Raw genomic sequence first — 21,620 nt, forward strand, 5'->3', positions numbered from 1 at the left:
TGAGTAATGAAGAATAAAGCTACTATTAGAAAGAGATTTATTATTGAGGGGTTGATATCTCTTATGATTGCTCTAACTCCTATATTTTTCTATGCATATAAATATATTTCTCCCGAAGCAAAAACTTGGAGTTTCCTGGGGTTTGAATTTACTGAAAATGGATTTGGTTACGTAAGTGATGCCATATACTATTATTTTGGTAAAATTGTACCCTTGTTACTATTGATAATTTGGTTTGTTACCTCAAAACATTGGTGGTACCATGCCATTCTTATCCCTATTGCTATGTATAGTTTCCAATTGTACAATGTTTTAACTTATGAATCCAAGAATATTGATGAGAATGAAATTCTTTATGTTATTGCAGTGACAATGGTTATTGTTCCTATAGTCTATTTTATTAGGGTAAAATTGGTAGACAAGCATGTTCATGGAATTGATCTTAAGGCCATGGATACTGAGCTTCAAATATTGAAAGAAAAAGAAGAGCTTCGCAAGGAACGCGAGAAACTGGAGCAACGACAAAATACCCTTTCAAAAAAAATGTAAATTTGTTTCCATATCTTTTTGGGATAATATACAGATTTTCATTTTATGAATCAACCAACATCTCCGTTTAGCAAACAGCAACTTTTACCCCAAGAGGAAACTCTAGAAATTCTTAAACAAAAAGGAGAACTATTCATTGGTATTCCAAAAGAAAATCAGTACCAAGAAAAACGTATTTGTCTTACGCCAGATGCGGTCAATGCAATCACGGCACACGGACATAGGGTCCTTATTGAGTCTGGCGCGGGAAATGGCGCAAATTTTTCTGATGTTGATTATACCAATGCCGGTGCGGAGATTACCCGGGATACTAAAAAAGTCTTTTCCTGTCCGTTAATTCTAAAAGTGGAACCTCCTACCCTATCAGAAATTGATTTGCTAAATCCGCAGACCATTGTAATATCCGCGTTGCAGATAAAAACACAATCCAAGGAATATTTTGAGGCGATGGCTAAAAAAAGATTGACGGCCATAGCTTTTGAATATATAAGGGATGAGGATGGAAAATACCCTGCGGTTAGATCTTTGAGTGAGATTGCTGGAATTTCCTCAATTCTAATTGCTTCTGAACTGATGGCTACAACTAATAAGGGAAATGGACTAATGTTTGGCAATATTAGCGGTGTTCCTCCAGTTGAAGTTGTTATAATTGGGGCGGGTACTGTTGGCGAATTTGCTGCACGATCAGCTTTGGGGCTTGGAGCCAACATCAAAGTATTTGATAACTCCATAACTAAATTGCGAAACATTCAGACCAACTTAAATCAAACCGTTTATACATCAACTATTCAACCAAAAAATCTTTTAAAATCACTTAAGCGGTGTGATGTTGCCATAGGTGCCACTAGAGGTCAAGATCGTTCTCCTGTTGTAGTTTCAAGCACAATGGTCGAGAATATGAAGAGAGGTGCCGTGATCATTGATGTTAGTATTGACATGGGTGGGTGCTTTGAAACATCGGAGATTACCAGTCATGACAAACCAACAATTGAAAAATTTGACGTGATCCATTATGGTGTTCCCAATATTCCTTCACGATACCCCAGGACTTCTTCCATATCGATCAGTAATATATTTACACCGTATCTCCTAAAAATTGGTGAAGATGGTGGATTGGAACATTCGCTTCGCTTTGATAAAGGTTTACGAAACGGGCTGTATTTGTATCATGGTATTCTGACGAATAAATCTGTAGGAGACTGGTTTGGTTTGATCTACAACGATATTAATTTTCTCATTTTCTAAAACAACATGGCATTTTTAAAACGCTTAGGATGGTATATGGTAGGACTATCCATTGGAATCGTATTTCTTGTTTTCTTCCTGAAGAAAAAATCTAAGGAAACCGGGGCGGAGTTTTGTTACTTTCCCAACTGTAGGGTTTTAAAGGATATGAGGTCCAAACCTCTAGTTTTTTCAGAGAATTTCAATCAAGAAAAAGACACTGTTTTGATACAATCATTTTTGACCGATGGGGATATCGATTTTGGCAAAAGCGATACGAAATCTGAATTGTGTAAGACATATTATATTTCCAAATCCATAGAAGGAAAAGAATGGCATTTAAAAACAAAAAGTTGTAGTGATAAGATTGTTGCAGAAAGTCTTAGTGCAACAAATTAATCGTTCAACTTTCTACGTTTCTTTTCTCTCTGCAAGAGCGCAAGCTCTCTTGTAGTTTGTCCAGCCACTGAGGTATTCTCTTCGGCTCTTCGAATCAAGTAAGGCATAACATCCCGTACCGGGCCATAGGGAACATATTTTGCAGCATTATAGCCTTCGGCGGTTAGATTAAATGTAATATGGTCGCTCATGCCATAAAGTTGGCCAAACCAAATATTTGGATTATCTGCATTAATATTTTTCGTTTCCATTTGCTGTATGAGCTTTAAGCAACTTTCTTCGTTATGGGTACCCGCAAAAATTGAAATTGTTTCCAAGCGGTCCATCATATATGAAATAGCTGCATTGAAATTATCATCTGTGGCCTGTTTCGATTTGCAAATAGGACTCTCGTAGTTCATTTCCTCGGCTCGTTCATTTTCCTTCTCCATATAGGCACCGCGAACTACCTTAAGTCCAATCTTGAAATTTTCGGAAACGGCAATACCATTCAATTTTTCCAAGTACTCCAACCTATCCCATCGGTACATCTGTAAGGTATTGAAAACAACTGGTTTTTCCTTGTTGTATTTTCGCATCATCTCCAACACCAGATTATCCGCTGCATCTTGAATCCAACTTTCTTCAGCGTCGATAAGTAAGGAAACATCTAGGTCATGGGCTTTTTTGCAAACTTGATTATACCTATCAATGACTCTTTTCCATTCCTCTGCTTCGTCAACATTCAACACCTTCCCAGCGCTTACTTTTTCATACAACTCAAAGCGGCCAAACCCCGTAGGTTTAAAAACGGCAAAAGGAATGGCATCTTTTTCCTTGACAAAATCCAGCACCTGCAACGTTTTTGCTAAGGCAAAATCAAATTGATCTTCATTTTTTTTGCCCTCAACGGAATAATCTAAAATCGAGAAAACACCTTTTTCGTACATCTTGTCAATCACCGTAAGGCAATCTTCTTCTGTGACTCCACCGCAGAAATGGTCAAAAACAGTGGCACGTATCAGCCCTTCAATGGGCAGATGGGCCTTAATGGCAAAGTTTGTAACCGCTGTACCAATTTTCACCAAGGGTTCATTGGCAATCAGCTTGAATAAAAAGTATGCCCTTTCTAATTCAGAATCTGTTTTTAATTGAAAAGCAATTGTTGTATTCTCAAAATTTGGGTTCATTCTTGTGAATCTATTAACGAATCAAATATAAGTAGTGATTCTAGAACAATATCAATAAAATTAGCCTTTATTTTGCAGTGTAATTTGAACTATGGAATTTATTAAATCGCAATCTTACGAAGTGCATTTGGAGGAATTGGCGGAAGCCGCTCTTAGACAACATATTGCAAAAAGTAATTATTCCAAGGTATTTGTTTTGGTTGATGAGAATACAAAAAAGCATTGTTTGCCGCTATTCAAAAAAAAATTGGATATCAAAGCTGATGCAATTTTTGAAATCCTATCTGGTGAAATACATAAAACAATTGAAACATGTTCGACAGTATGGAGTCTGTTGTCTGATAACGGTGGGGATAGAAAAAGTTTGTTGATTAATCTTGGTGGCGGAGTACTTACTGATTTGGGTGGTTTTGTGGCATCGACATTTAAACGTGGAATAGATTTTATAAATATTCCCACTACCCTACTATCAATGGTTGATGCTTCGGTGGGGGGTAAAACGGGAGTTGACCTTGGTTCCTTGAAAAATCAAATCGGTGTGATCAACCAACCACAAATGGTATTGGTTTTCCCTAAGTTTTTGAATACCCTAGATTCCAGACAAATTGTAAGTGGGTATGCCGAGATGTTGAAACATGGCCTTATCAAAGATGCGGAATATTGGAAGTCTCTTAAAAGTGAAAACGATTTTACGGATGCTAAATGCATTAAAAAATCTATTGCCATAAAGAACGATGTAGTTACCCAAGATCCCACCGAGCAGGGTATACGTAAGATTTTGAATTTTGGACATACCCTTGGGCATGCCATTGAGTCTTACTGCCTGGAAAACCCAGATAGAGAAACTTTGTTGCATGGTGAGGCCATAGCCGTGGGTATGATTTTGGAGGGATTTCTATCCCACGAATTAAAGGGGTTGTCCAAACTATCTCTACAAGAGATAAAGGATACTTTTTTAACGCATTTTGAACGTGTTGATTTTAATGCTGAGGACATAAAAGCCATAATCACTCTTTTAAAATATGACAAGAAGAATTCGCACGGGGATGTGAATTTTGTATTGCTCCAAGCTATTGGAAAAGCTGTTACAGATGTTAAAGTTCCCGTGGATCTTTTTCATAAAGCGTTCGCTTACTACAAAGAATAACCACTTCGTATACTAAAACTTAGGGTTTACAACTCTTTGAAATTATCACTTATAAAAATTCATAGTTTAGGATAAGAAATTAAAACATCCACTATGAAGCGAATATTAATTGATTACAAAAAACTGAATCACACCGCTGCCGCTAGTTTAATAGACTCCTACCCTTATGGATATGGCGATGAAGACATTATTTCCCTTAAAAAGCCCAATGGAGAAATTATTGAAGCTGTTGAGGTAAAAACTGACGATACGGTATACTTGGTCAAAATTAGTCAGAGCCTTTCCAATTTTATCTCCAACTTTGAAGAGAATATGGAGAAAGAATTGGATAAAGCTGCTAAAGTTGAATTAGATTCTGAACAAGAAGGACTTGGTAATGCCGAATTGGAAACGGATAGGGATTTAGAAACCGATAGTCTATACTAAAAAACTACTTTCCCTCTAAATAACGTTCACGGATTATTGTTAGATGATGGGCTTGGTGCCCACATATAATAAATCCCATAGCCCTTACGCTCATTTCTGAGTCACTGGCGATACCTACTCTTTTTAACACATCAGTATTAAAGGACTTAAACAGGTTTATCGTAGCATTTCTTACCGCTTCGTATTCGCTACGGATTTCATTCTTTGCTTTTCCAGATATATTCAATCCTTTTATAAAAACATTCTGGTCAAAACCGGGCAATGGTCTGCTATCATTCCTTGCAAACCGAAGTGCCCTATATTGAAATACCCGTTCTGCATCAATGATATGCATCAGAACTTCGGCCAAGGTCCATTTTCCATTTGCATACGCATAATTCAATGCGTCACTATCTACATCTTTTAGTACTGATAAAAAAGCCTCTTTGCCATCCTCAAGTTCTTCCCTTAGAGTTACTTCTCCTAAAGCCAGAATATATGTATGGTAAAAGGAATTGTATTCAGAAATAGGTAACTCTGAACTCAACATAAAATAAAATTTCTGTTTTCTTGCTTGTTAAAGTTCGTTGAAGATAGTATGCATTAAACGTTTTTTGTCGTTTATGCTCTCCTCCAATGAAATCATAGTCTCCGTTCTACTTATGCCATCAATGTCATCAATCTTAAAAATGATGTTTTTTGCATGGGTAGTGTCCTTAGCCCTGATTTTACAGAAAATATTGAATTTCCCTGTGGTGATATGGGCAACGGTTACATATGGAATCTGGTTAAGTCGCTCTAAAACAAATTTTGTTTGATGTGTTTTCTCAAGAAAAATCCCTACGTATGCGATAAAAGAATAACCAAGTTTCACATAATCCAAAGTAAGTGAAGAACCTTTTATTATTCCAGATTCTTCCATTTTCTTAACTCTAACATGGACTGTTCCTGCGGAAATTAATAGCTTTTTGGCAATATCCGTAAATGGTGTACGGGTATTATCAATCAACATGTCTAATATCTGGTGGTCAATTTCGTCTAATTTTACTTTACTCATTGTATTGGTATTTTCAGCAAAATTAAGTAATTAAGAAAATATATTTAAAAAAAATGTGCTTTTTTTAAATAAAATGTAACAAACTACCATAAATGAGTAGCTATTTCTTTTTTGAAAGTATTAAATTCAGAATTTCCTTACGGGAATATAAATCTTCAATAGCCTTTTCGCTGGAACAATCTAGGATTTCATGTCCAAAATACCCCTCAAGCTTTCCACTATCAATCAATTCAGGTTCAAACAATAGCTTATTGTCCCTGAGAACTTCCTTAAAGCGTATCCCAATATTCTCGTTTGGCTCAAAAAATGAGTTGACCAATCCTACATGCCTAACTATTACATCATAAAAAAGTTTTTGATTCTCAGGAATTTCAAGATAGTCCACACTTTTAAATTCTTCTACTTTGCTTGCTGCTATTGTATTAATGGACTCAATCAATGCATAAAAAATATATTCTCTTGTTTTTTCCCGTTCATAATCTTTTGGGAAATGCCCAGCTTCAAACAAAATAGTTGGAACCTTTAACATTTGAAATGTATCTCCTACGCAATTGTCATTAAACCCATCATCATACCTTCCCACCTGCCCAGGAATTAATTGCTGTAACATTTTATTCATTGCAACGATTAGTTTCATTGCCTTTTCCCGAGTAGGGGTAACTTGGCGATCTTGATCACTTGCCGGAGCCAAAAAAGATACAGTTGCCGGTTTGGCATCCTTGCCTGCACTAAAAAGTGTACGTTGATCATGAAGGTTAAAGCAGTAATCTGGTCTAAACTCTTCAAAGACATTCCTTAAAATTTTACTCTCAGGTTGTGTAAGTTGCTTTGCATCCCTGTTTAAGTCAATCTTATTGGCATTTACACGTGTATATTGTTTTGCTCCATCCGGGTTAAGGATGGGTATAATTAATAATGAACAATTTTCTAGAATTGATGTTGCTATTGTTTCCCCAGAACGCAAATAATTAACCAGATCTACTACAGCCTTCGTGGTTGTGGATTCATTTCCATGCATTTGGGACCACATCAAGATTTTATTTTTTCCAGTTCCTAAAGAAATGGAGATAATCCCATTCTCTTGAACCGAACTACCAATGGTTTTAATTGTGGAAGTCTCGGACTTACCCAGCCATTCCATTTTAAGCATTTCGCTAGTAACGTAACGTCCGTGAATTGATTTTTCTTTAAAGGTTTTATGATTCACCATTGAGTCTGTACAAGAATTAGGTTTACAAAAGTAAATGAAGAATAAATTACAATTGTAAACATATCTATCCTCAAGAATATTTGTGGAATTGATGTTTGTTTACAATTGTACCCAATAAAAACTAAATATAATTTAAGTGACTATTAATCATATATTTAAATACTTTTATTAAATCTAATAATTCAAATATATTTTGATTATTTTTTAGAATTTCGATAAAAATTCTACCAGCAATGATTACTTTTACTTTATGATTAATTACAATTGTAATGAATGAAATCATAGATCGCATTAGGTCAATTATTAACCATTATGGATTAACTGTATCCACTTTTGCGGATAAGATTGGTGTGCAGCGTTCAAGCATTTCCCATCTCCTAAGTGAAAGAAATAAACCAAGTTTGGATTTTGTAATGAAAGTGGTTCTAGCATATCCTTCAGTAGATCTCTATTGGTTATTATATGGAAAGGGAGATTTTCCAAATCCTGAGCGTGAAAATGATTCAGATACCTCTGCCCTATCTGAAATATCAAATACCATAGCAACACACGGAAGCAAAAGTTCTGTACTAACAGCTAAGGAACCCATTCGTATTGCATTATTCTATGCAGATGGCACTTTTGAATCTTTCGAGATAAAAAAATAATCATTTCATCTATCCAAATTCTATACTTTACCGTTATTTTGCAGGTATGTTAAAACAGCTGTTTCTATTTGTACTGGTCCTTTTCTTATGTGCTTGTTCTTCACCGCCGCAACGTAACTGCGCTAATTTTAAAACTGGGAAGTTTATGTTCAAAAGTGTGATAAATGGAGAAGAGAAGCAAACTACTTTTTCTCGGACGAAAGAAATAGAGATTGATTATTTTGAAGGAAAACAAGATACTTCTTCAATACGTTGGATCAATGATTGCGAGTACGTTCTCAAAAATATAAACCCTAAAAATAAGGCTGAAGAGAAATCAATTCATATTAAAATATTGACTACTTCGGATTCTTCTTATACATTTGAATATAATGCGATTGGAGATAAGCGTAAATTTAAAGGAACTGCATTTAAAATAAACTAACCATGCTTGAAATTTTTACGAGTCCAGATGCCTGGATGGCCCTACTTACATTGACATTTTTGGAAATCATCCTTGGGATAGACAACATAATCTTTATTTCCATTGCTGCGGGCAAGCTTGAGAAGAAAGACAGAAAAAAAGCTACAAATCTTGGATTGGTATTGGCCATGGGTATGCGAATAGTACTGCTTTTTGGTATTACATGGTTGACCAAAATGAAAAAACCTTTTCTAGTATTGGACGAATCTTGGATTACCGGTGGAATAAGCTGGCAAGCTCTAATTTTATTTGTGGGAGGTCTTTTTCTACTTTACAAGAGCACTAAGGAGATTCGTGAAAAAATTGAGGATAAAGGCCATGATGAACGTGAAGTCACCAAATCAAGGTCTTCATCATTGACCAATGCAATTGTTCAAATAACCGTAATTAATATTGTCTTTTCCTTTGATTCTATTCTTACGGCAATTGGAATGACGAATGGTATTTCTCCCAACCCAACTGATGCTTTGATTTTGATGGTAACGGCTGTGGTTATTTCCGTAATAATTATGATGGTATTCGCCAATCCTGTTGGTGAGTTTGTGAACAAACATCCATCTATACAGGTGTTGGGTCTATCATTCCTTATTTTAATTGGGTTTATGCTGATTACAGAAGCGGCACATCTTTCACACTTGGTGGTATTTGACAATGAGATTGGAGCAATACCCAAAGGGTATCTTTACTTTGCAATATCCTTCTCCTTAATGGTTGAGTTTTTTGACCTAAGAATGAAAAAGAACAAACAGAAAAATGGCGAAACCCTAGAAGGTTAAAGTTCTAATTGGGTCGCTGGAAAGCCAATTCAGGATGCAGTTGCTTCTGCGTTTCATGCAGTTTCTGTTGCTGCCTTACGGTAAGTGTACTGCCGTCATGGCTCCATCCCGGAGGGCCAAAAATGTACATTAGTTTGTGGGATAGTTTTTTGGACTTCTTCATATCATTCCAAATATCCTTGAATTCATGGGTAAGGATTACCACAGGATTAAAAGAATCAGGTGAATGGATAACTCCATATTTTACATCAACATCATCATCAAGCTCTTTCCATGTGCCAAACATTTTATCAAAGATGTTTAAGAATCCACCATGGTTCTTGTCCAAATATTCAACATTTTGTGCGTGGTGCACCTGGTGCATAGTATGTGTATTGAAAATTTTCTCAATGAATCCCATTTTAGGAACATAAACGGAGTGCAGTTGAAATTGCCACAATGCCTCGATTCCCAAACAAACCACAACCATTTCTGGTGGAAACCCAATTGCTGTCATCCACATATAAAATAGAGGTTTGTACAAAATAGTGAACCATCCATTTCGGACGGCTGTCCCTAGATTAAAATTATCTGAGGAATGGTGCACAATGTGTGCGGCCCATAATATTCGTATTTCATGGTTGGCTCTATGGAACCAGTAGTATGTGAAATCATCAGCTAATTGACATAGAATCCAAATATACCATGCGTAACCAAAAGATTCATAGCCCAAAAAATTCCTTCGAACTCCATCTACCATGGGATTACAGAGCTCATATACACCTTCAAAAAGAACAATTGCAAAAATAACCTTGAACAATGGACCTAAAATTGCAGACCCAATTCCCATGAAGCCACTTGCAGCTAAATCTTTCCAATTATATAAATGGTCATCACCATGTGCCTTACTGTAAGTTAATTCAAATAAAATAAACGCAATAAAAACAGGTACGCCGTATACCAACGGGTTAGTGAAATCCATATAAAAAAATTAAGCTATTGGGTTAGGTGTGTATAACTTGAGCGCCAAAATAAGTAGAATAATGCATTAAAACAAAGTAGTTTGCTCAGAACCATCATCTTTTGAATCTATATCATTATCATTAAAGCCTATGGATTCTTCATCCACCACTTCAATCTCCTCTGGAATAGGTTCTTTGGGCTCTTCAAAGGGAAGAGGCTCCAAGGCATTAATATTTTTTACTTTTTCTGATGTTAGTTGGTTCCCTATTGCTTTTATTCCCTTTACAGATATGAAATCTCCTACATCTATCTGTTGATTAGGTTTGGCATCCTTACCTCTTGGTTTTGAAAATTCAATCTCAATCAATGGTTTCCAATCTGTAGAAACGAGCTCAAGGTGTGATTTTGGATGTTCCGAAATCACTATTTCTTCCTTGTTGGGATTTTCAACTAAAAACCTTTTTATATAATAGCGCTCCTTTTCACCTTCAAAATGCACAACGGAGATTGGTTTTTTAGGGTTCCATTTTTGCAGAACAATCATATCATCATTAAAACGAGTCAATAAATCTGGTGGAATGGTTTTGACTTTTCCTTTCTGATCAATAATCAACAAAAGGTCATCTCCTTTAAAATCACCCAGAAGCTCTCCTCTTCCATCAACGTTTAGACGTCCCACGATATCATCAAACCAAATTTTTCTTGGCTTAAGGGTAGAAACTCCTTTTTCTTTTAACTCTATTCTCTTTACGGGATACTTAGTGACCAAATTTCCTTTTGATGCTCTTCCTTTTATCAACAGGTCAGCAAAATCCAAATCCCATTTTAATTTCTTAATGCTACCGGATTGCCTCAGTAATACGGTAATAGTTTCCGCTTCTCCATTGGGGTTGGCTGAAAAGTAAAGTACCTCCGATGTTGGCTTGCCTCCTGCCAATTGATACATCTTATCCCTAGTGATACTGGTGACATTAAATCTCTTGATGTAGCTAGGCCCTCCCCTTCCATCTTTGTAGATCATATTATAGATGGTACGGCTATCTTTCTTCTTAAATACCGCTACATGAATGATTCCTTTTCCAATAAAGGTCTTGGAGTCGACCTTTGTGATCATCATTTCACCTTTTTTGGTGAAAACGATAATGTCATCTATATCACTGCAATCCGTAACATATTCATCTTTCCGTAATGAGGTTCCAATAAACCCTTCCTCCCGGTTTACATAGAGTTTAGTATTTCTAATGACTACTTTGGTAGCTTCAATGTCATCAAAGATTTTAATCTCTGACTTACGTTCTCGTCCTTTGCCATATTTCTTCTTGAGTTCTTTAAAGTAATCAATGGCGTAGTCTACCAAATGTTCCAGATGATGTTTGGTTTGAGCAATTTTCTCGTCCAAACTGTCAATAAGCTGTTGGGCTTTTTCTAAATCAAATTTGGAAATACGTTTGATGCGGATTTCGGTCAAACGAACTATGTCATCCTCTGTAACCGCTCTTTTCAGGTTTTTGGTGAATGGTTTAAGCCCTTTATCAATAGCTGAGATAACACCTTCCCATGTTTCCTCCTCCTCAATATCACGGTAGATTCTATTCTCAATAAAAATACGTTCTAAAGAAGCAAAATGCCATTGCTCCTCCAGTTCACCAAGCTGAATTTCGAGCTCAGCCTTTAACAATTCAACCGTATAGTCGGTTGAACGCATAAGCATTTCAGTAACACCTATAAATAGAGGTTTGTTGTCCTCAATAATACATCCCAAAGGAGATATGGAAGATTCGCAAGACGTAAATGCGTATAGCGCGTCTATGGTTTTGTCAGGAGAAATTCCACTAGGCAGATGAACCAAAATCTCTACCTCTGCAGCGGTATTGTCTTCTATTTTTTTGATTTTGATTTTACCCTTGTCATTGGCTTTAAGAATAGAATCTATTAATGAAGATGTATTGGTTCCATATGGTATTTCATTGATAACAAGAGTATTCTTGTCAAATGTTGAAATCTTAGCGCGAACACGAACCTTACCGCCCCGAAGCCCATCATTATAATTGGTGACGTCTATAATTCCAGAAGTTGGGAAATCTGGAAATAGCTTGAAACGTTGGCCTTTTAAATGTTTCATGGAGGCATCAATCAACTCATTAAAGTTGTGTGGGAGTACCTTGGTTGACAATCCCACAGCAATTCCCTCAGCTCCCTGCGCCAACAGCAATGGGAATTTGACCGGAAGATTTACAGGTTCCTTCTTTCTACCATCATAGGAAAGCTGCCATTCAGTAATTTTTGGGCTGAAAACAACCTCTAATCCAAATTTTGAGAGTCTAGCCTCTATATACCTGGATGCAGCGGCCCCATCACCGGTAAGAATGTTCCCCCAGTTTCCTTGAGTATCTATAAGTAAGTCCTTCTGCCCTATTTGAACCATGGCATCTGCAATACTCGCATCTCCATGAGGATGGTATTGCATAGTATGCCCAACGACATTGGCCACTTTGTTGTACCGGCCATCGTCCAACTCTTTAAGGGCGTGCATTATTCTGCGTTGCACTGGTTTAAAACCGTCTTCTATTGCAGGAACGGCACGCTCTAAAATAACATAAGAGGCATAGTCCAAAAACCAATCCTTGTACATGCCCGTGACCCTTGTAAGGCTATCTTGGGAACTGTCTTGGTTTTCTAAACCTTCATCATTCAAATCTTCATTCTCTTCCATTTAGAAGGGGATACATTTATCTGGTTTATAGTTAGTTTTCTTCAACTAAATCAAGTTCTACTTTAAGGTTTTTAATGATAAATTCTTGTCTATCAGGGGTGTTTTTGCCCATATAGAATTTCAGTAAATTATCTATGCTCATTGCTTTGTCCAACATTACAGGTTCAAGGCGAATATCATCGCCTATAAAATGTTGAAACTCGTCTGGAGAAATCTCGCCCAACCCTTTAAATCTTGTAATTTCTGGTTTACCGGTGAGCTTTTGAATAGCATTTCGTCTTTCTTCCTCGCTGTAACAATAAATGGTTTCTTTTTTATTTCTAACCCTGAAAAGAGGGGTTTGTAGAATGTATAAATGGTTTTCTTTTATCAATTCTGGAAAGAATTGCAAAAAGAACGTAATCAGTAAAAGACGTATGTGCATTCCGTCAACATCTGCATCCGTGGCGATTACAATATTGTTGTAACGCAGGTCTTCCATCGATTCTTCAATATTTAAAGCTGCTTGCAACAGATTGAATTCTTCATTTTCATACACAATCTTTTTTGACATTCCATAGGAATTCAAAGGCTTTCCCCGTAGACTGAAAACCGCTTGGGTGTTTACATCCCTAGATTTGGTGATAGAACCGGAAGCTGAATCTCCCTCTGTAATAAACAGTGTGGATTCCAACCTTCTGTCCTTCTTCATATCTTGAAGATGAACTCGGCAATCTCTAAGTTTTTTATTGTGCAAGCTTGCTTTTTTAGCGCGATCTCTCGCTAATTTTCGAATTCCAGAAAGTTCCTTTCTTTCTTTTTCAGCCTGTACAATCTTGCGCTGAATTGCTTCGGCCGTGGTTTGGTTTTTATGCAAGTAATTATCTAGGTACTTTCCAACAAAGTCATTGATATAGGTTCGGACAGTGGGTAACTTTCCTCCCATGTCCGTAGAGCCCAGTTTGGTCTTAGTTTGACTTTCAAAAACAGGCTCCATCACTTTAATGGAAATAGCAGAAATTATGGATTTTCTGATATCCGAGGCATCATAATTTTTACCATAAAAATCACGAATGGTCTTTACAATAGCCTCCCTAAAAGCGGCTTGGTGTGTTCCTCCTTGCGTAGTATGTTGTCCATTTACAAAGGAATGATATTCCTCACTGTATTGGGTTCTACTATGTGTTAGGGCAACTTCGATATCATCTCCTTTAAGATGAATTATTGGATATAGAAAATCTTCTTGGTTGTTGTTATCCTCCAATAAATCCTTCAATCCATTTTCTGAAAAGAATTTTTCCCCATTAAAGACAATAGTTAATCCTGGATTAAGGTATACGTAGTTTTTGAGCATGCGTTCCACATACTCGTTTCGATATTTATATTTTTTAAAAATGGATTCGTCAGGAACAAAACTAACCTTGGTACCCCGGCGTTTTGTGGAATCTATCAGTTCTTCGGTTACTAAATTCCCAGCTTTAAACTCAGCTGCCTTTGATTGCCCATCACGCACTGATTCAACCTTAAAAAAATTGGAAAGCGCATTTACTGCCTTTGTTCCAACTCCATTAAGACCTACAGATTTTTTAAAAGCCCGAGTATCGTATTTTCCACCGGTATTCATTTTGGAAACTACATCCACAACCTTCCCCAATGGAATTCCTCGACCATAATCACGGACATGGACTGTATTTTCCTTGATATTGATTTCAATAGTTTTCCCGGCCCCCATGACAAACTCATCAATACAGTTGTCAATGACTTCTTTAAGAAGAATATAGATGCCGTCGTCTGCGGATGAACCATCTCCCAACTTACCAATATACATTCCGGGGCGCATGCGGATATGCTCCTTCCAGTCCAGGGAGCGAATATTATCCTCGGTATACTTGGTTTCTGCCATTGGTTAAGGGTTAATCCTTGCTAATATAAAATTTAGCCGCAAAAATAAATGTGTAGCCGAAAGAAAGTAATCAACAAATACTGTTGATATACCTATTATGAAGAAGGATTTCTCTTAAACGTTAAACCTAAAATGCATGACATCACCATCCTTTACCACATATTCCTTCCCCTCAACACGCATTTTACCTGCTTCTTTTACTTTGGATTCGCTTCCATACTGCACATAATCATCATAAGCAATGACCTCTGCTCGAATGAAGCCTTTTTCAAAATCAGTATGGATTACCCCGGCAGCTTGCGGGGCCGTTGCCCCAACTGGAATGGTCCAAGCCCTAACCTCTTTTTCACCAGCTGTAAAATAAGTTTCCAAGTCCAATAATTTATATGCTCCCCTAATCAGTTTAGCTGAACCGGGCTCGGAAAGACCTAAATCTTCCAAGAACATTTGGCGTTCCTCATAGGTATCCAATTCCGTAATATCCGCTTCGGTGCCCACTGCTAAAAATATAACTTCAGCATTTTCATTGGCTACCGCTTCTTTTACCTTTTCTACATAGGCATTTCCATTTGTAGCTGCTTCTTCATCAACATTACAGACATACATTACTGGTTTGTCCGTTATCAATTGCAAAGGTTTTACATATTCCGCATGGTCATCATCAGAAAGTGTTATGGCCCGCACCGATGTTCCTGCTTCCAAGCCTTCTTTTAAACTAGTTAAAACAGCGGCTTCCTTTTGGGCTTCTTTGTTTCCTGTTTTTGCAGCACGATTTACCTTGTCCAATTTCTTTTCAACACTCTCCAAATCTTTCAACTGGAGTTCCATATCTATGGTCTCCTTATCCCTGATTGGATCTACAGAGCCATCAACATGTACAATATTATCGTTATCAAAACATCGTAAGACATGGAGAATGGCATCCGTTTCACGAATGTTTCCTAAAAATTGGTTTCCCAACCCCTCTCCTTTACTGGCGCCCTTCACCAATCCGGCAATATCAACTATTTCTACCGTTGCGGGAATAACTTTTTCTGGACTAACCAACTCCTCCAATTTTTCCATTCGATTGTCGGGTACATTAACAACCCCAATATTAGGTTCAATAGTACAAAAGGGAAAGTTTGCACTCTGTGCCTTTGCATTGGACAAACAATTAAACAAAGTCGATTTTCCTACGTTTGGCAATCCTACAATACCAGCTTTCATTGATTAGATGTTTGATTTAAGTATTTAGTATTTTGGGCTTGCTATCTATTTATACGTAATAGCATGACCTTGTACTGAACACCGAGAATTATTTAAGGCTGCAAATATAAGTTGAAGTATGACAAATGTTACATTTCAAGAACCTTAAAAACCTGAAAGAAGCATATAAAATCCTATAATAATTACAGCGAGGATGCCTAAAATGGCAATTATGGAAAGTGTGCACCCTATCTGTTTCCAAAATCCATTATATGTTTTCTCTTTTTCTTGCATAAAAAAACCCGAACCATTTTCGATTCGGGCTAAATTAAAGCTTTTTTCCACCTATCCGTCAGGGTGCATAAATTTTTGCTTTCCTAAGAGTTCCTCCTCGGTCTCTACTCTGTCCTCATCAGGTACACAACAGTCTACCGGGCATACGGCGGCACACTGGGGTTCCTCATGAAAGCCCATACATTCAGTACACTTATCTGGGGATATATAGTAAATTTCATCACTTATGGGAATCTGTACTTCATCTGCATTTACAGCTTTTCCATCAGGAAGGACTACATCCCCTTCCAACGATGTGCCATCACTGTAGCGCCATTCATCAGCCCCTTCATAAATTGCAGTATTTGGGCACTCAGGTTCGCAAGCACCACAGTTAATACATTCATCTGTTATTATAATTGCCATAATTTCTTTTTCCTTTATGCTGAAATAATTTCTGCATGCTTACTTTTGGACAAAAATAAACCCTACCAATTTAGTGTACAAATATAATGATAGCGCATACCTCTAGATTGCAAGCTTTTGTTAAACTTGGAAGTTTTATAAGTGATTTTTGTGAAAATCATAACCTCTCAGAAAACAATAGGTATTCTGACTTCAATGATATCCTGGTAAAAGCAGGACAGCAAAACAGTTGGTTTACACAGGAGAACATTTTATTTGCCCTTGAACAATGGTCGTTTTTATTAACAGAAGAACAGTTGACCAATTGGCTTTCCAATTACACTTTTACTAACTCAAAAGAAGTAAAGACCGTTGGTCTTGTCATGGCTGGAAATATTCCTTTGGTTGGTTTCCATGACTTTTTATGCGTTTTATTGTCAGGAAACAAGGTTTTGGCAAAACTTTCATCAAACGATACGGTGCTCCTCCCCTTTCTTTCTGAATACTTGATTCAGCAGGACCCGAACTTAGAAGACAAAATTCAGTTTGCCGAAGGTAAACTTGAAGATTTTGATGCGGTAATTGCTACGGGAAGCAATAACACCAGTAGGTATTTTGAGTATTATTTCGGAAAAAAGCCAAATATTATTAGAAAGAATAGAAGTTCTGTCGCCATTCTAACAGGAAATGAATCAAAGCAGCAGCTTACGGCTTTGGGAGAAGATATTTTTAGATATTATGGATTGGGATGCAGAAATGTTTCCAAAATATTTGTTCCAAAAAATTATGATTTTGACATGTTTTTCAATGCCATTTTTGAGTATAAAGACCTGATAAATCAAATTAAATACTCGAATAACTACGACTACAATAAAGCAGTTTATTTGATGAGTGAGTTTAAAATTCTGGATAACGGTTTCCTTATTTTAAAAGAAGATGAAAGTTTTTCTTCACCCATTGCATCATTGTTTTATTCGTATTATGAAAACGAGACAGAATTAAAACAAAAACTTGAAGAACACCGCGATGACATTCAATGTGTGGTCTCTGATTTAAAAGTTAACAACAAGGTCAATTTTGGGGAAACCCAAAAACCAAAACTTAATGACTACGCAGATGGGATTGATACCATTTCGTTCCTTTTATCACTTTAATGTCAATACGTTTTAACCATTTTTATATCCAAGATTTTTTTAGAACTTTACTCCTTAATTTAACCAAATGAAAAAACACAATTTTAGTGCTGGTCCATGTATTTTACCAAAAGAAGTAATGCAGAAAGCCGCTGAGGCGGTAGTAGAACTTGATGGAATAGGCCTCTCACTTATAGAAATTTCCCATAGAAGTAAAGAGTTTGTAGCCATTATGGAAAATGCGCGCGCTCTGGCCCTGGAACTTTTGGGCCTGGAGGGAAAAGGGTATCAAGCATTGTTCCTCCAAGGTGGTGCAAGCACTCAATTTTTGATGGCTGCCTTTAATTTGTTGGATAAAAAAGCGGGATACGTAAATACAGGTACATGGAGTCAAAAATCAATCAAAGAGGCAAAATTGATTGGTGAAATTATCGAAGTAGCCTCCTCACAAGACCAAAATTTCAATTATATCCCAAAGGGATATGCAATTCCAAGTGATTTGGATTATTTGCACTTAACCTCCAACAATACCATTTTTGGAACGCAAATAAAAAAATTCCCTAAAACGGATGTTCCATTGGTATGTGATATGAGTTCGGATATTTTTTCAAGGCAAATGGATTTTTCGAAATTCGACCTGATTTATGCTGGAGCACAAAAAAATATGGGCCCAGCAGGAACCACATTAGTAGTTATAAAAGAGAACATTTTGGGGAAAGTATCGCGTCAAATCCCATCAATGTTAGATTATAAGGTACATGTTAGTAAGGATAGCATGTTCAATACACCACCAGTTTTTGCTGTATACGTTTCCATGCTTACCATGCAGTGGCTGAAAGATCTAGGAGGAATTGCTGCCATAGAGGAAATTAACGAACGTAAAGCAAATCTTATTTATTCTGAAATAGAACTGAACCCTGTTTTCTCTGGATTTGCAGCAAAAGAAGACCGTTCCATTATGAATGCCACTTTTAATATTACTGATGATTCGTTGAAAGAAATTTTTGATGAGAAATGCAAAGAAGCCGGAATTAATGGAATTAATGGCCATCGTTCTGTTGGTGGCTATCGGGCCTCCATGTACAATGCCCTTCCTTTGGAAAGTGTTGGAGTCTTGGTAGATATAATGAGTGATTTGGAAAAGAAAGGATAATGGGAAAAGTTTTAGCAAACGACGGAATAGCCCAAATTGGAATTGACCTGCTTGAAAAAGGAGGTTTTGAAGTAATAACTACCAAAGTAGCGCAAGAACAGCTGGTAAACTTTATCAACGAAAATGATATTACCGCATTATTGGTACGAAGTGCCACTGAAGCCAGAAAGTCTTTGGTGGACGCATGTCCAAATTTAGAATTGATTGGTCGTGGCGGTGTTGGTATGGATAATATTGATGTGGAATATGCCAAATCCAAAGGAGTTCATGTAATAAATACTCCAGCTGCTTCATCAGAATCTGTTGCCGAGTTAGTATTTGCCCATTTATTTGGAGGCGTTCGGTTTTTATACGATTCAAATCGAAATATGCCTCTGGATGGAGATAGTAAGTTCAAACAATTAAAGAAAAGTTATGCAGGCGGAACTGAGCTCCGAGGAAAAACATTAGGACTTGTTGGGTTCGGAAGAATTGGCAAGGCTACCGCAAAAATGGCGTTGGGGCTTGGCATGAAAGTGTTATATACGGATTCATACGTGCCTGAAGCAACCGTGGAAATCCCATTTTTTGATGGTCAATCTGTAAAATTTGAATTGAAAAGTAGTTCAAAAGAAGACGTTTTGCAAAACTCAGATTTCATTAGTATCCATGTTCCTGCCCAAAAAGATTACGTCTTGGGGAAAAATGAGTTTAAAATGATGAAATCCGGTGCTGGAGTAATAAATGCATCCCGTGGCGGTGTTTTGGATGAAGTAGCGCTTATTGACGCGCTGGAAAACAAAAAAATTACGTTTGCTGGATTGGATGTCTTTGAATCTGAACCAAATCCTGAAATCAAAATATTAATGCATCCACAGATTTCATTAACGCCCCATATTGGAGCGGCAACGAAAGAGGCTCAGGAGCGTATTGGTGCAGAGCTGGCGTCTCAAATCATTGATTTGTTGAAATAGCTTGTTTATAAATACAGTTTTAAAAACTTTCTTTTTTGTACATTGGGCTCCTAAACTAAACACTATAAAATGTCAGGATTATTAGACTTATTGAACAGCCCAATGGGCAAACAATTGATTAGCGGAGTAGCTGGTCAAACAGGGCAACCTGAAAACAAAACAGCAGATGTTTTGAGTATGGCCATGCCTCTTTTAATGGGTGCAATGAAGAAAAATACTTCTTCCCCGGGAGGTGCACAAGGTCTATTGAACGCACTTTCTTCCAAACATGATGGCAGCATATTAAACGACCTTGGAGGTCTATTTGGTGGTGGTGTAGATCAAAATGTAATGGATGATGGCGCAGGTATTCTAGGTCATGTTTTTGGATCAAAGCAACCTCAGGTTGAAAATGCCTTGAGCAGCAAATCAGGTATCGATGCTGGATCAATTTCACAAATATTAAAAATAGCGGCTCCTATTCTATTGGGTTATTTAGGCAAACAGACAAAACAACAAAATGTCAGTAGCCCTGATGCTTTAAGTGGACTTTTAGGAGGACTCATGGGAGGAAACAGCGCTGCTAATAAGCAACAATCATTAATAGAAACCTTTTTGGATTCAGATGGTGATGGTAGTGTAATAGATGATTTAGCTGGAATGGTATTGAACAGCGGAAGTCAGAAAAAGAGTGGTCTTGGGGGGCTTTTAGGAGGCCTTTTCGGAAAATAAACCACCAATCTTAACTTTATTTAACAGAGCCATTTGAGTTTTCAAATGGCTTTTTTTGTATTTTAATAATATGAAAAAGAGAGTACTACACTATTTTATTACTGCATCATTGATTGTGGGTTTGTTTGTTTCGTGTTCAACGCAAAAAGAAGCATTGGATATTTCTACAGAGGAAAAAGCAGTCTTTGATTCCCAAGAAGAAGATGCAGTTGAGATAAAAGATGACGAAACCGAGTATGAAATTATCATTATAGAACCAGGTTTTAATGCTTGGTTACAGAGTATTGCAAGGCCAGAGGGCTATTATACCCAGAGCTTCTTGGAAAATAGAAATCAAATTATGGTCATTAATTGGAATCAGAGGGTAATACAACCCCAGCGGTTCAATCCAAATTTATACGAGTTACAAATAAATTATGACCCTCATATAGATTATGGCTATGAGGTAAATTACAAATTGTACAATTACTTCATTTATTTTCAACGGAAATATAACCAAAGACTTGGTCCTTTTATTCCTAGGATTTAATACCTTATTTTTGCCATCGAATTTTTATTTTGATGGAGAAATTAAAAAAACGTTGGGGCATTGAATCCAATTTTCAGGTAGTAATAATCTTTATTGTATTTGCAGTAACCGGAAGCTGTGCTGCCAAACTTGCCGCACCACTTACAGATATTATTGGCTTGGAAAAAGAAACCGTTTCTGGATGGGTTTATTGGCCCATTAGAATTTTACTGATTTTTCCCATTTATCAAGTTCTGTTGGTCTTTTTTGGCTGGCTTTTTGGACAATTCCAATTTTTCTGGAACTTTGAAAAGAAAATGCTCAAACGTATGGGCCTTGGATTCCTTTTTGATTAATTATGTTTTCTTTAACATAACAAAACCCTACAAATTATCTAGCTTTGCGGCAAATGCAGGAATTTAAAAAGCTTTTTGGTTTATTTCTTTTCATATCCTTGATGCTTGTCAAGGTATCAGCCCTGCATGTCTATTCCCATACAGATTGTGATGAAGATAAAATAGAAAGCTGTGCTGTTTGTGATTTAGCGCTTGAAACGCAGGATACAGGATTCCTTGATGTTACTCAACCTGTAGTTTCAACACAATCATGTTTCACATATTCTGAATCCTGTTTTGACATTGTCAATACGGACTTTACTTCAAGCTTATCATTTAATCTTTTTTCTAGGCCTCCTCCTTCACTTCTTTTATAAT

At 36.9% G+C, this 21,620-nt stretch carries 24 protein-coding genes; 15 read left to right on the plus strand and 9 right to left on the minus strand.

Going from position 1 to position 21,620, the window contains the following annotated elements:
- The first annotated feature begins 6 nt into the window (after nt 1–6).
- From AAY42_RS04145 to AAY42_RS04155, 3 genes are read left to right on the plus strand one after another with little or no spacing between them, the layout of a single operon-like run.
- Entirely contained in the window at nt 7–549 is a 543-nt protein-coding gene (locus tag AAY42_RS04145) for a hypothetical protein (RefSeq protein ID WP_055392730.1), read from the plus strand.
- Between the two features lie 45 nt (nt 550–594).
- Nucleotides 595–1,794: an alanine dehydrogenase gene (locus AAY42_RS04150; RefSeq protein ID WP_055392731.1), complete on the plus strand. Its 1,200-nt coding sequence runs from the start codon at nt 595–597 to the stop codon at nt 1,792–1,794.
- 6 nt (nt 1,795–1,800) lie between these two features.
- Complete coding sequence (locus AAY42_RS04155) at nt 1,801–2,172, plus strand: hypothetical protein (RefSeq protein WP_055392732.1); 372 nt, start codon at nt 1,801–1,803, stop codon at nt 2,170–2,172.
- On the opposite strand, the gene AAY42_RS04160 is transcribed toward AAY42_RS04155, so the two are convergent.
- On the minus strand, nt 2,169–3,341 hold the full coding sequence (locus AAY42_RS04160; protein ID WP_055392733.1) for a proline dehydrogenase family protein: 1,173 nt from the start codon (nt 3,339–3,341) through the stop codon (nt 2,169–2,171). The genes AAY42_RS04155 and AAY42_RS04160 overlap by 4 nt on opposite strands.
- A gap of 91 nt (nt 3,342–3,432) precedes the next feature.
- Between AAY42_RS04160 and aroB the strand changes: the two genes are divergently transcribed.
- Nucleotides 3,433–4,488 carry a 3-dehydroquinate synthase gene (gene aroB, locus AAY42_RS04165; RefSeq protein WP_055392734.1) on the plus strand — a complete coding sequence of 352 codons (1,056 nt, stop codon included), beginning with the start codon at nt 3,433–3,435 and terminating at the stop codon, nt 4,486–4,488.
- 93 nt (nt 4,489–4,581) lie between these two features.
- Complete coding sequence (locus AAY42_RS04170; RefSeq protein ID WP_055392735.1) at nt 4,582–4,914, plus strand: hypothetical protein; 333 nt, start codon at nt 4,582–4,584, stop codon at nt 4,912–4,914.
- A 4-nt stretch (nt 4,915–4,918) separates the two neighbouring features.
- Here AAY42_RS04170 and AAY42_RS04175 read toward each other — a convergent pair whose 3' ends face one another.
- From AAY42_RS04175 to AAY42_RS04185, 3 genes are all read right to left on the minus strand, one after another.
- Nucleotides 4,919–5,443, minus strand: a complete 525-nt coding sequence (locus AAY42_RS04175) for a DinB family protein (RefSeq protein ID WP_055392736.1) — start codon at nt 5,441–5,443, stop codon at nt 4,919–4,921.
- A 27-nt stretch (nt 5,444–5,470) separates the two neighbouring features.
- On the minus strand, nt 5,471–5,950 hold the full coding sequence (locus tag AAY42_RS04180; protein ID WP_055392737.1) for an Lrp/AsnC family transcriptional regulator: 480 nt from the start codon (nt 5,948–5,950) through the stop codon (nt 5,471–5,473).
- 100 nt (nt 5,951–6,050) lie between these two features.
- Nucleotides 6,051–7,160, minus strand: coding sequence for a M14 family metallopeptidase (locus tag AAY42_RS04185; protein WP_055392738.1), 1,110 nt, complete (start codon nt 7,158–7,160; stop codon nt 6,051–6,053).
- Nucleotides 7,161–7,429: 269 nt separating this feature from the next.
- Here AAY42_RS04185 and AAY42_RS04190 point away from each other — a divergent pair, with 269 nt between their 5' ends.
- From AAY42_RS04190 to AAY42_RS04200, 3 genes are all read left to right on the plus strand, one after another.
- A complete protein-coding gene (locus tag AAY42_RS04190) occupies nt 7,430–7,807 on the plus strand; it encodes a helix-turn-helix domain-containing protein (RefSeq protein ID WP_055392739.1) in 378 nt (125 codons plus the stop codon).
- Between the two features lie 145 nt (nt 7,808–7,952).
- On the plus strand, nt 7,953–8,231 hold the full coding sequence (locus AAY42_RS04195; protein ID WP_313777871.1) for a DNA topoisomerase IV: 279 nt from the start codon (nt 7,953–7,955) through the stop codon (nt 8,229–8,231).
- A gap of 2 nt (nt 8,232–8,233) precedes the next feature.
- Nucleotides 8,234–9,046 (plus strand): TerC family protein, encoded by an 813-nt coding sequence (locus AAY42_RS04200; protein WP_055392741.1) that lies wholly within the window; start codon nt 8,234–8,236, stop codon nt 9,044–9,046.
- A gap of 4 nt (nt 9,047–9,050) precedes the next feature.
- On the opposite strand, the gene AAY42_RS04205 is transcribed toward AAY42_RS04200, so the two are convergent.
- The 5 genes from AAY42_RS04205 to AAY42_RS04230 form a co-directional block, all read right to left on the minus strand.
- Nucleotides 9,051–10,007 carry a sterol desaturase family protein gene (locus AAY42_RS04205; protein WP_055392742.1) on the minus strand — a complete coding sequence of 319 codons (957 nt, stop codon included), beginning with the start codon at nt 10,005–10,007 and terminating at the stop codon, nt 9,051–9,053.
- Between the two features lie 66 nt (nt 10,008–10,073).
- Entirely contained in the window at nt 10,074–12,701 is a 2,628-nt protein-coding gene (locus tag AAY42_RS04210) for a DNA gyrase/topoisomerase IV subunit A (protein ID WP_055392743.1), read from the minus strand.
- A 31-nt stretch (nt 12,702–12,732) separates the two neighbouring features.
- Nucleotides 12,733–14,583, minus strand: a complete 1,851-nt coding sequence (locus tag AAY42_RS04215; RefSeq protein ID WP_055392744.1) for a DNA topoisomerase IV subunit B — start codon at nt 14,581–14,583, stop codon at nt 12,733–12,735.
- 114 nt (nt 14,584–14,697) lie between these two features.
- Nucleotides 14,698–15,792 carry a redox-regulated ATPase YchF gene (gene ychF / locus AAY42_RS04220; RefSeq protein WP_055392745.1) on the minus strand — a complete coding sequence of 365 codons (1,095 nt, stop codon included), beginning with the start codon at nt 15,790–15,792 and terminating at the stop codon, nt 14,698–14,700.
- A 324-nt stretch (nt 15,793–16,116) separates the two neighbouring features.
- Nucleotides 16,117–16,470 (minus strand): 4Fe-4S dicluster domain-containing protein, encoded by a 354-nt coding sequence (locus AAY42_RS04230; protein ID WP_055392747.1) that lies wholly within the window; start codon nt 16,468–16,470, stop codon nt 16,117–16,119.
- An 86-nt stretch (nt 16,471–16,556) separates the two neighbouring features.
- Here AAY42_RS04230 and AAY42_RS04235 point away from each other — a divergent pair, with 86 nt between their 5' ends.
- The 7 genes from AAY42_RS04235 to AAY42_RS04265 all read left to right on the plus strand — a co-directional run bounded on the left by AAY42_RS04235 (nt 16,557) and on the right by AAY42_RS04265 (nt 21,619).
- Complete coding sequence (locus tag AAY42_RS04235) at nt 16,557–17,603, plus strand: acyl-CoA reductase (RefSeq protein ID WP_055392748.1); 1,047 nt, start codon at nt 16,557–16,559, stop codon at nt 17,601–17,603.
- Nucleotides 17,604–17,670: 67 nt separating this feature from the next.
- Nucleotides 17,671–18,735, plus strand: coding sequence for a 3-phosphoserine/phosphohydroxythreonine transaminase (gene serC, locus AAY42_RS04240; protein ID WP_055392749.1), 1,065 nt, complete (start codon nt 17,671–17,673; stop codon nt 18,733–18,735).
- On the plus strand, nt 18,735–19,688 hold the full coding sequence (locus AAY42_RS04245; RefSeq protein WP_055392750.1) for a D-2-hydroxyacid dehydrogenase: 954 nt from the start codon (nt 18,735–18,737) through the stop codon (nt 19,686–19,688). Before serC ends, AAY42_RS04245 begins: the two co-directional genes overlap by 1 nt.
- Before the next feature lie 69 nt (nt 19,689–19,757).
- Nucleotides 19,758–20,399: a DUF937 domain-containing protein gene (locus tag AAY42_RS04250; protein WP_055392751.1), complete on the plus strand. Its 642-nt coding sequence runs from the start codon at nt 19,758–19,760 to the stop codon at nt 20,397–20,399.
- 70 nt (nt 20,400–20,469) lie between these two features.
- Nucleotides 20,470–20,928 carry a DUF6146 family protein gene (locus AAY42_RS04255; RefSeq protein ID WP_055392752.1) on the plus strand — a complete coding sequence of 153 codons (459 nt, stop codon included), beginning with the start codon at nt 20,470–20,472 and terminating at the stop codon, nt 20,926–20,928.
- A gap of 32 nt (nt 20,929–20,960) precedes the next feature.
- Complete coding sequence (locus AAY42_RS04260) at nt 20,961–21,263, plus strand: DUF6787 family protein (protein ID WP_055392753.1); 303 nt, start codon at nt 20,961–20,963, stop codon at nt 21,261–21,263.
- Between the two features lie 101 nt (nt 21,264–21,364).
- Nucleotides 21,365–21,619, plus strand: coding sequence for a hypothetical protein (locus tag AAY42_RS04265; RefSeq protein ID WP_139063645.1), 255 nt, complete (start codon nt 21,365–21,367; stop codon nt 21,617–21,619).
- Nucleotide 21,620: the final 1 nt, after the last annotated feature.

This window comes from Flagellimonas eckloniae (assembly GCF_001413955.1).
In the GTDB taxonomy this organism is placed as follows: domain Bacteria; phylum Bacteroidota; class Bacteroidia; order Flavobacteriales; family Flavobacteriaceae; genus Flagellimonas; species Flagellimonas eckloniae.

Excerpts from the sequence above, each read along its gene's own strand:
- ychF (WP_055392745.1), bottom strand. The coding sequence starts at position 15,792 with ATGAAAGCTGGTATTGTAGGATTGCCAAACGTAGGAAAATCGACTTTG.
- AAY42_RS04210 (WP_055392743.1), bottom strand. The coding sequence starts at position 12,701 with ATGGAAGAGAATGAAGATTTGAATGATGAAGGTTTAGAAAACCAAGAC.
- AAY42_RS04180 (WP_055392737.1), bottom strand. The coding sequence starts at position 5,950 with ATGAGTAAAGTAAAATTAGACGAAATTGACCACCAGATATTAGACATG.
- AAY42_RS04170 (WP_055392735.1), top strand. The coding sequence starts at position 4,582 with ATGAAGCGAATATTAATTGATTACAAAAAACTGAATCACACCGCTGCC.
- AAY42_RS04245 (WP_055392750.1), top strand. The coding sequence starts at position 18,735 with ATGGGAAAAGTTTTAGCAAACGACGGAATAGCCCAAATTGGAATTGAC.
- AAY42_RS04260 (WP_055392753.1), top strand. The coding sequence starts at position 20,961 with ATGGAGAAATTAAAAAAACGTTGGGGCATTGAATCCAATTTTCAGGTA.
- AAY42_RS04155 (WP_055392732.1), top strand. The coding sequence starts at position 1,801 with ATGGCATTTTTAAAACGCTTAGGATGGTATATGGTAGGACTATCCATT.
- AAY42_RS04195 (WP_313777871.1), top strand. The coding sequence starts at position 7,953 with ATGTTCAAAAGTGTGATAAATGGAGAAGAGAAGCAAACTACTTTTTCT.
- AAY42_RS04175 (WP_055392736.1), bottom strand. The coding sequence starts at position 5,443 with ATGTTGAGTTCAGAGTTACCTATTTCTGAATACAATTCCTTTTACCAT.
- AAY42_RS04185 (WP_055392738.1), bottom strand. The coding sequence starts at position 7,160 with ATGGTGAATCATAAAACCTTTAAAGAAAAATCAATTCACGGACGTTAC.
- AAY42_RS04230 (WP_055392747.1), bottom strand. The coding sequence starts at position 16,470 with ATGGCAATTATAATAACAGATGAATGTATTAACTGTGGTGCTTGCGAA.
- AAY42_RS04250 (WP_055392751.1), top strand. The coding sequence starts at position 19,758 with ATGTCAGGATTATTAGACTTATTGAACAGCCCAATGGGCAAACAATTG.
- AAY42_RS04235 (WP_055392748.1), top strand. The coding sequence starts at position 16,557 with ATGATAGCGCATACCTCTAGATTGCAAGCTTTTGTTAAACTTGGAAGT.
- aroB (WP_055392734.1), top strand. The coding sequence starts at position 3,433 with ATGGAATTTATTAAATCGCAATCTTACGAAGTGCATTTGGAGGAATTG.
- serC (WP_055392749.1), top strand. The coding sequence starts at position 17,671 with ATGAAAAAACACAATTTTAGTGCTGGTCCATGTATTTTACCAAAAGAA.
- AAY42_RS04215 (WP_055392744.1), bottom strand. The coding sequence starts at position 14,583 with ATGGCAGAAACCAAGTATACCGAGGATAATATTCGCTCCCTGGACTGG.
- AAY42_RS04160 (WP_055392733.1), bottom strand. The coding sequence starts at position 3,341 with ATGAACCCAAATTTTGAGAATACAACAATTGCTTTTCAATTAAAAACA.
- AAY42_RS04255 (WP_055392752.1), top strand. The coding sequence starts at position 20,470 with ATGAAAAAGAGAGTACTACACTATTTTATTACTGCATCATTGATTGTG.
- AAY42_RS04200 (WP_055392741.1), top strand. The coding sequence starts at position 8,234 with ATGCTTGAAATTTTTACGAGTCCAGATGCCTGGATGGCCCTACTTACA.
- AAY42_RS04145 (WP_055392730.1), top strand. The coding sequence starts at position 7 with ATGAAGAATAAAGCTACTATTAGAAAGAGATTTATTATTGAGGGGTTG.
- AAY42_RS04190 (WP_055392739.1), top strand. The coding sequence starts at position 7,430 with ATGAATGAAATCATAGATCGCATTAGGTCAATTATTAACCATTATGGA.
- AAY42_RS04205 (WP_055392742.1), bottom strand. The coding sequence starts at position 10,007 with ATGGATTTCACTAACCCGTTGGTATACGGCGTACCTGTTTTTATTGCG.
- AAY42_RS04150 (WP_055392731.1), top strand. The coding sequence starts at position 595 with ATGAATCAACCAACATCTCCGTTTAGCAAACAGCAACTTTTACCCCAA.
- AAY42_RS04265 (WP_139063645.1), top strand. The coding sequence starts at position 21,365 with ATGCTTGTCAAGGTATCAGCCCTGCATGTCTATTCCCATACAGATTGT.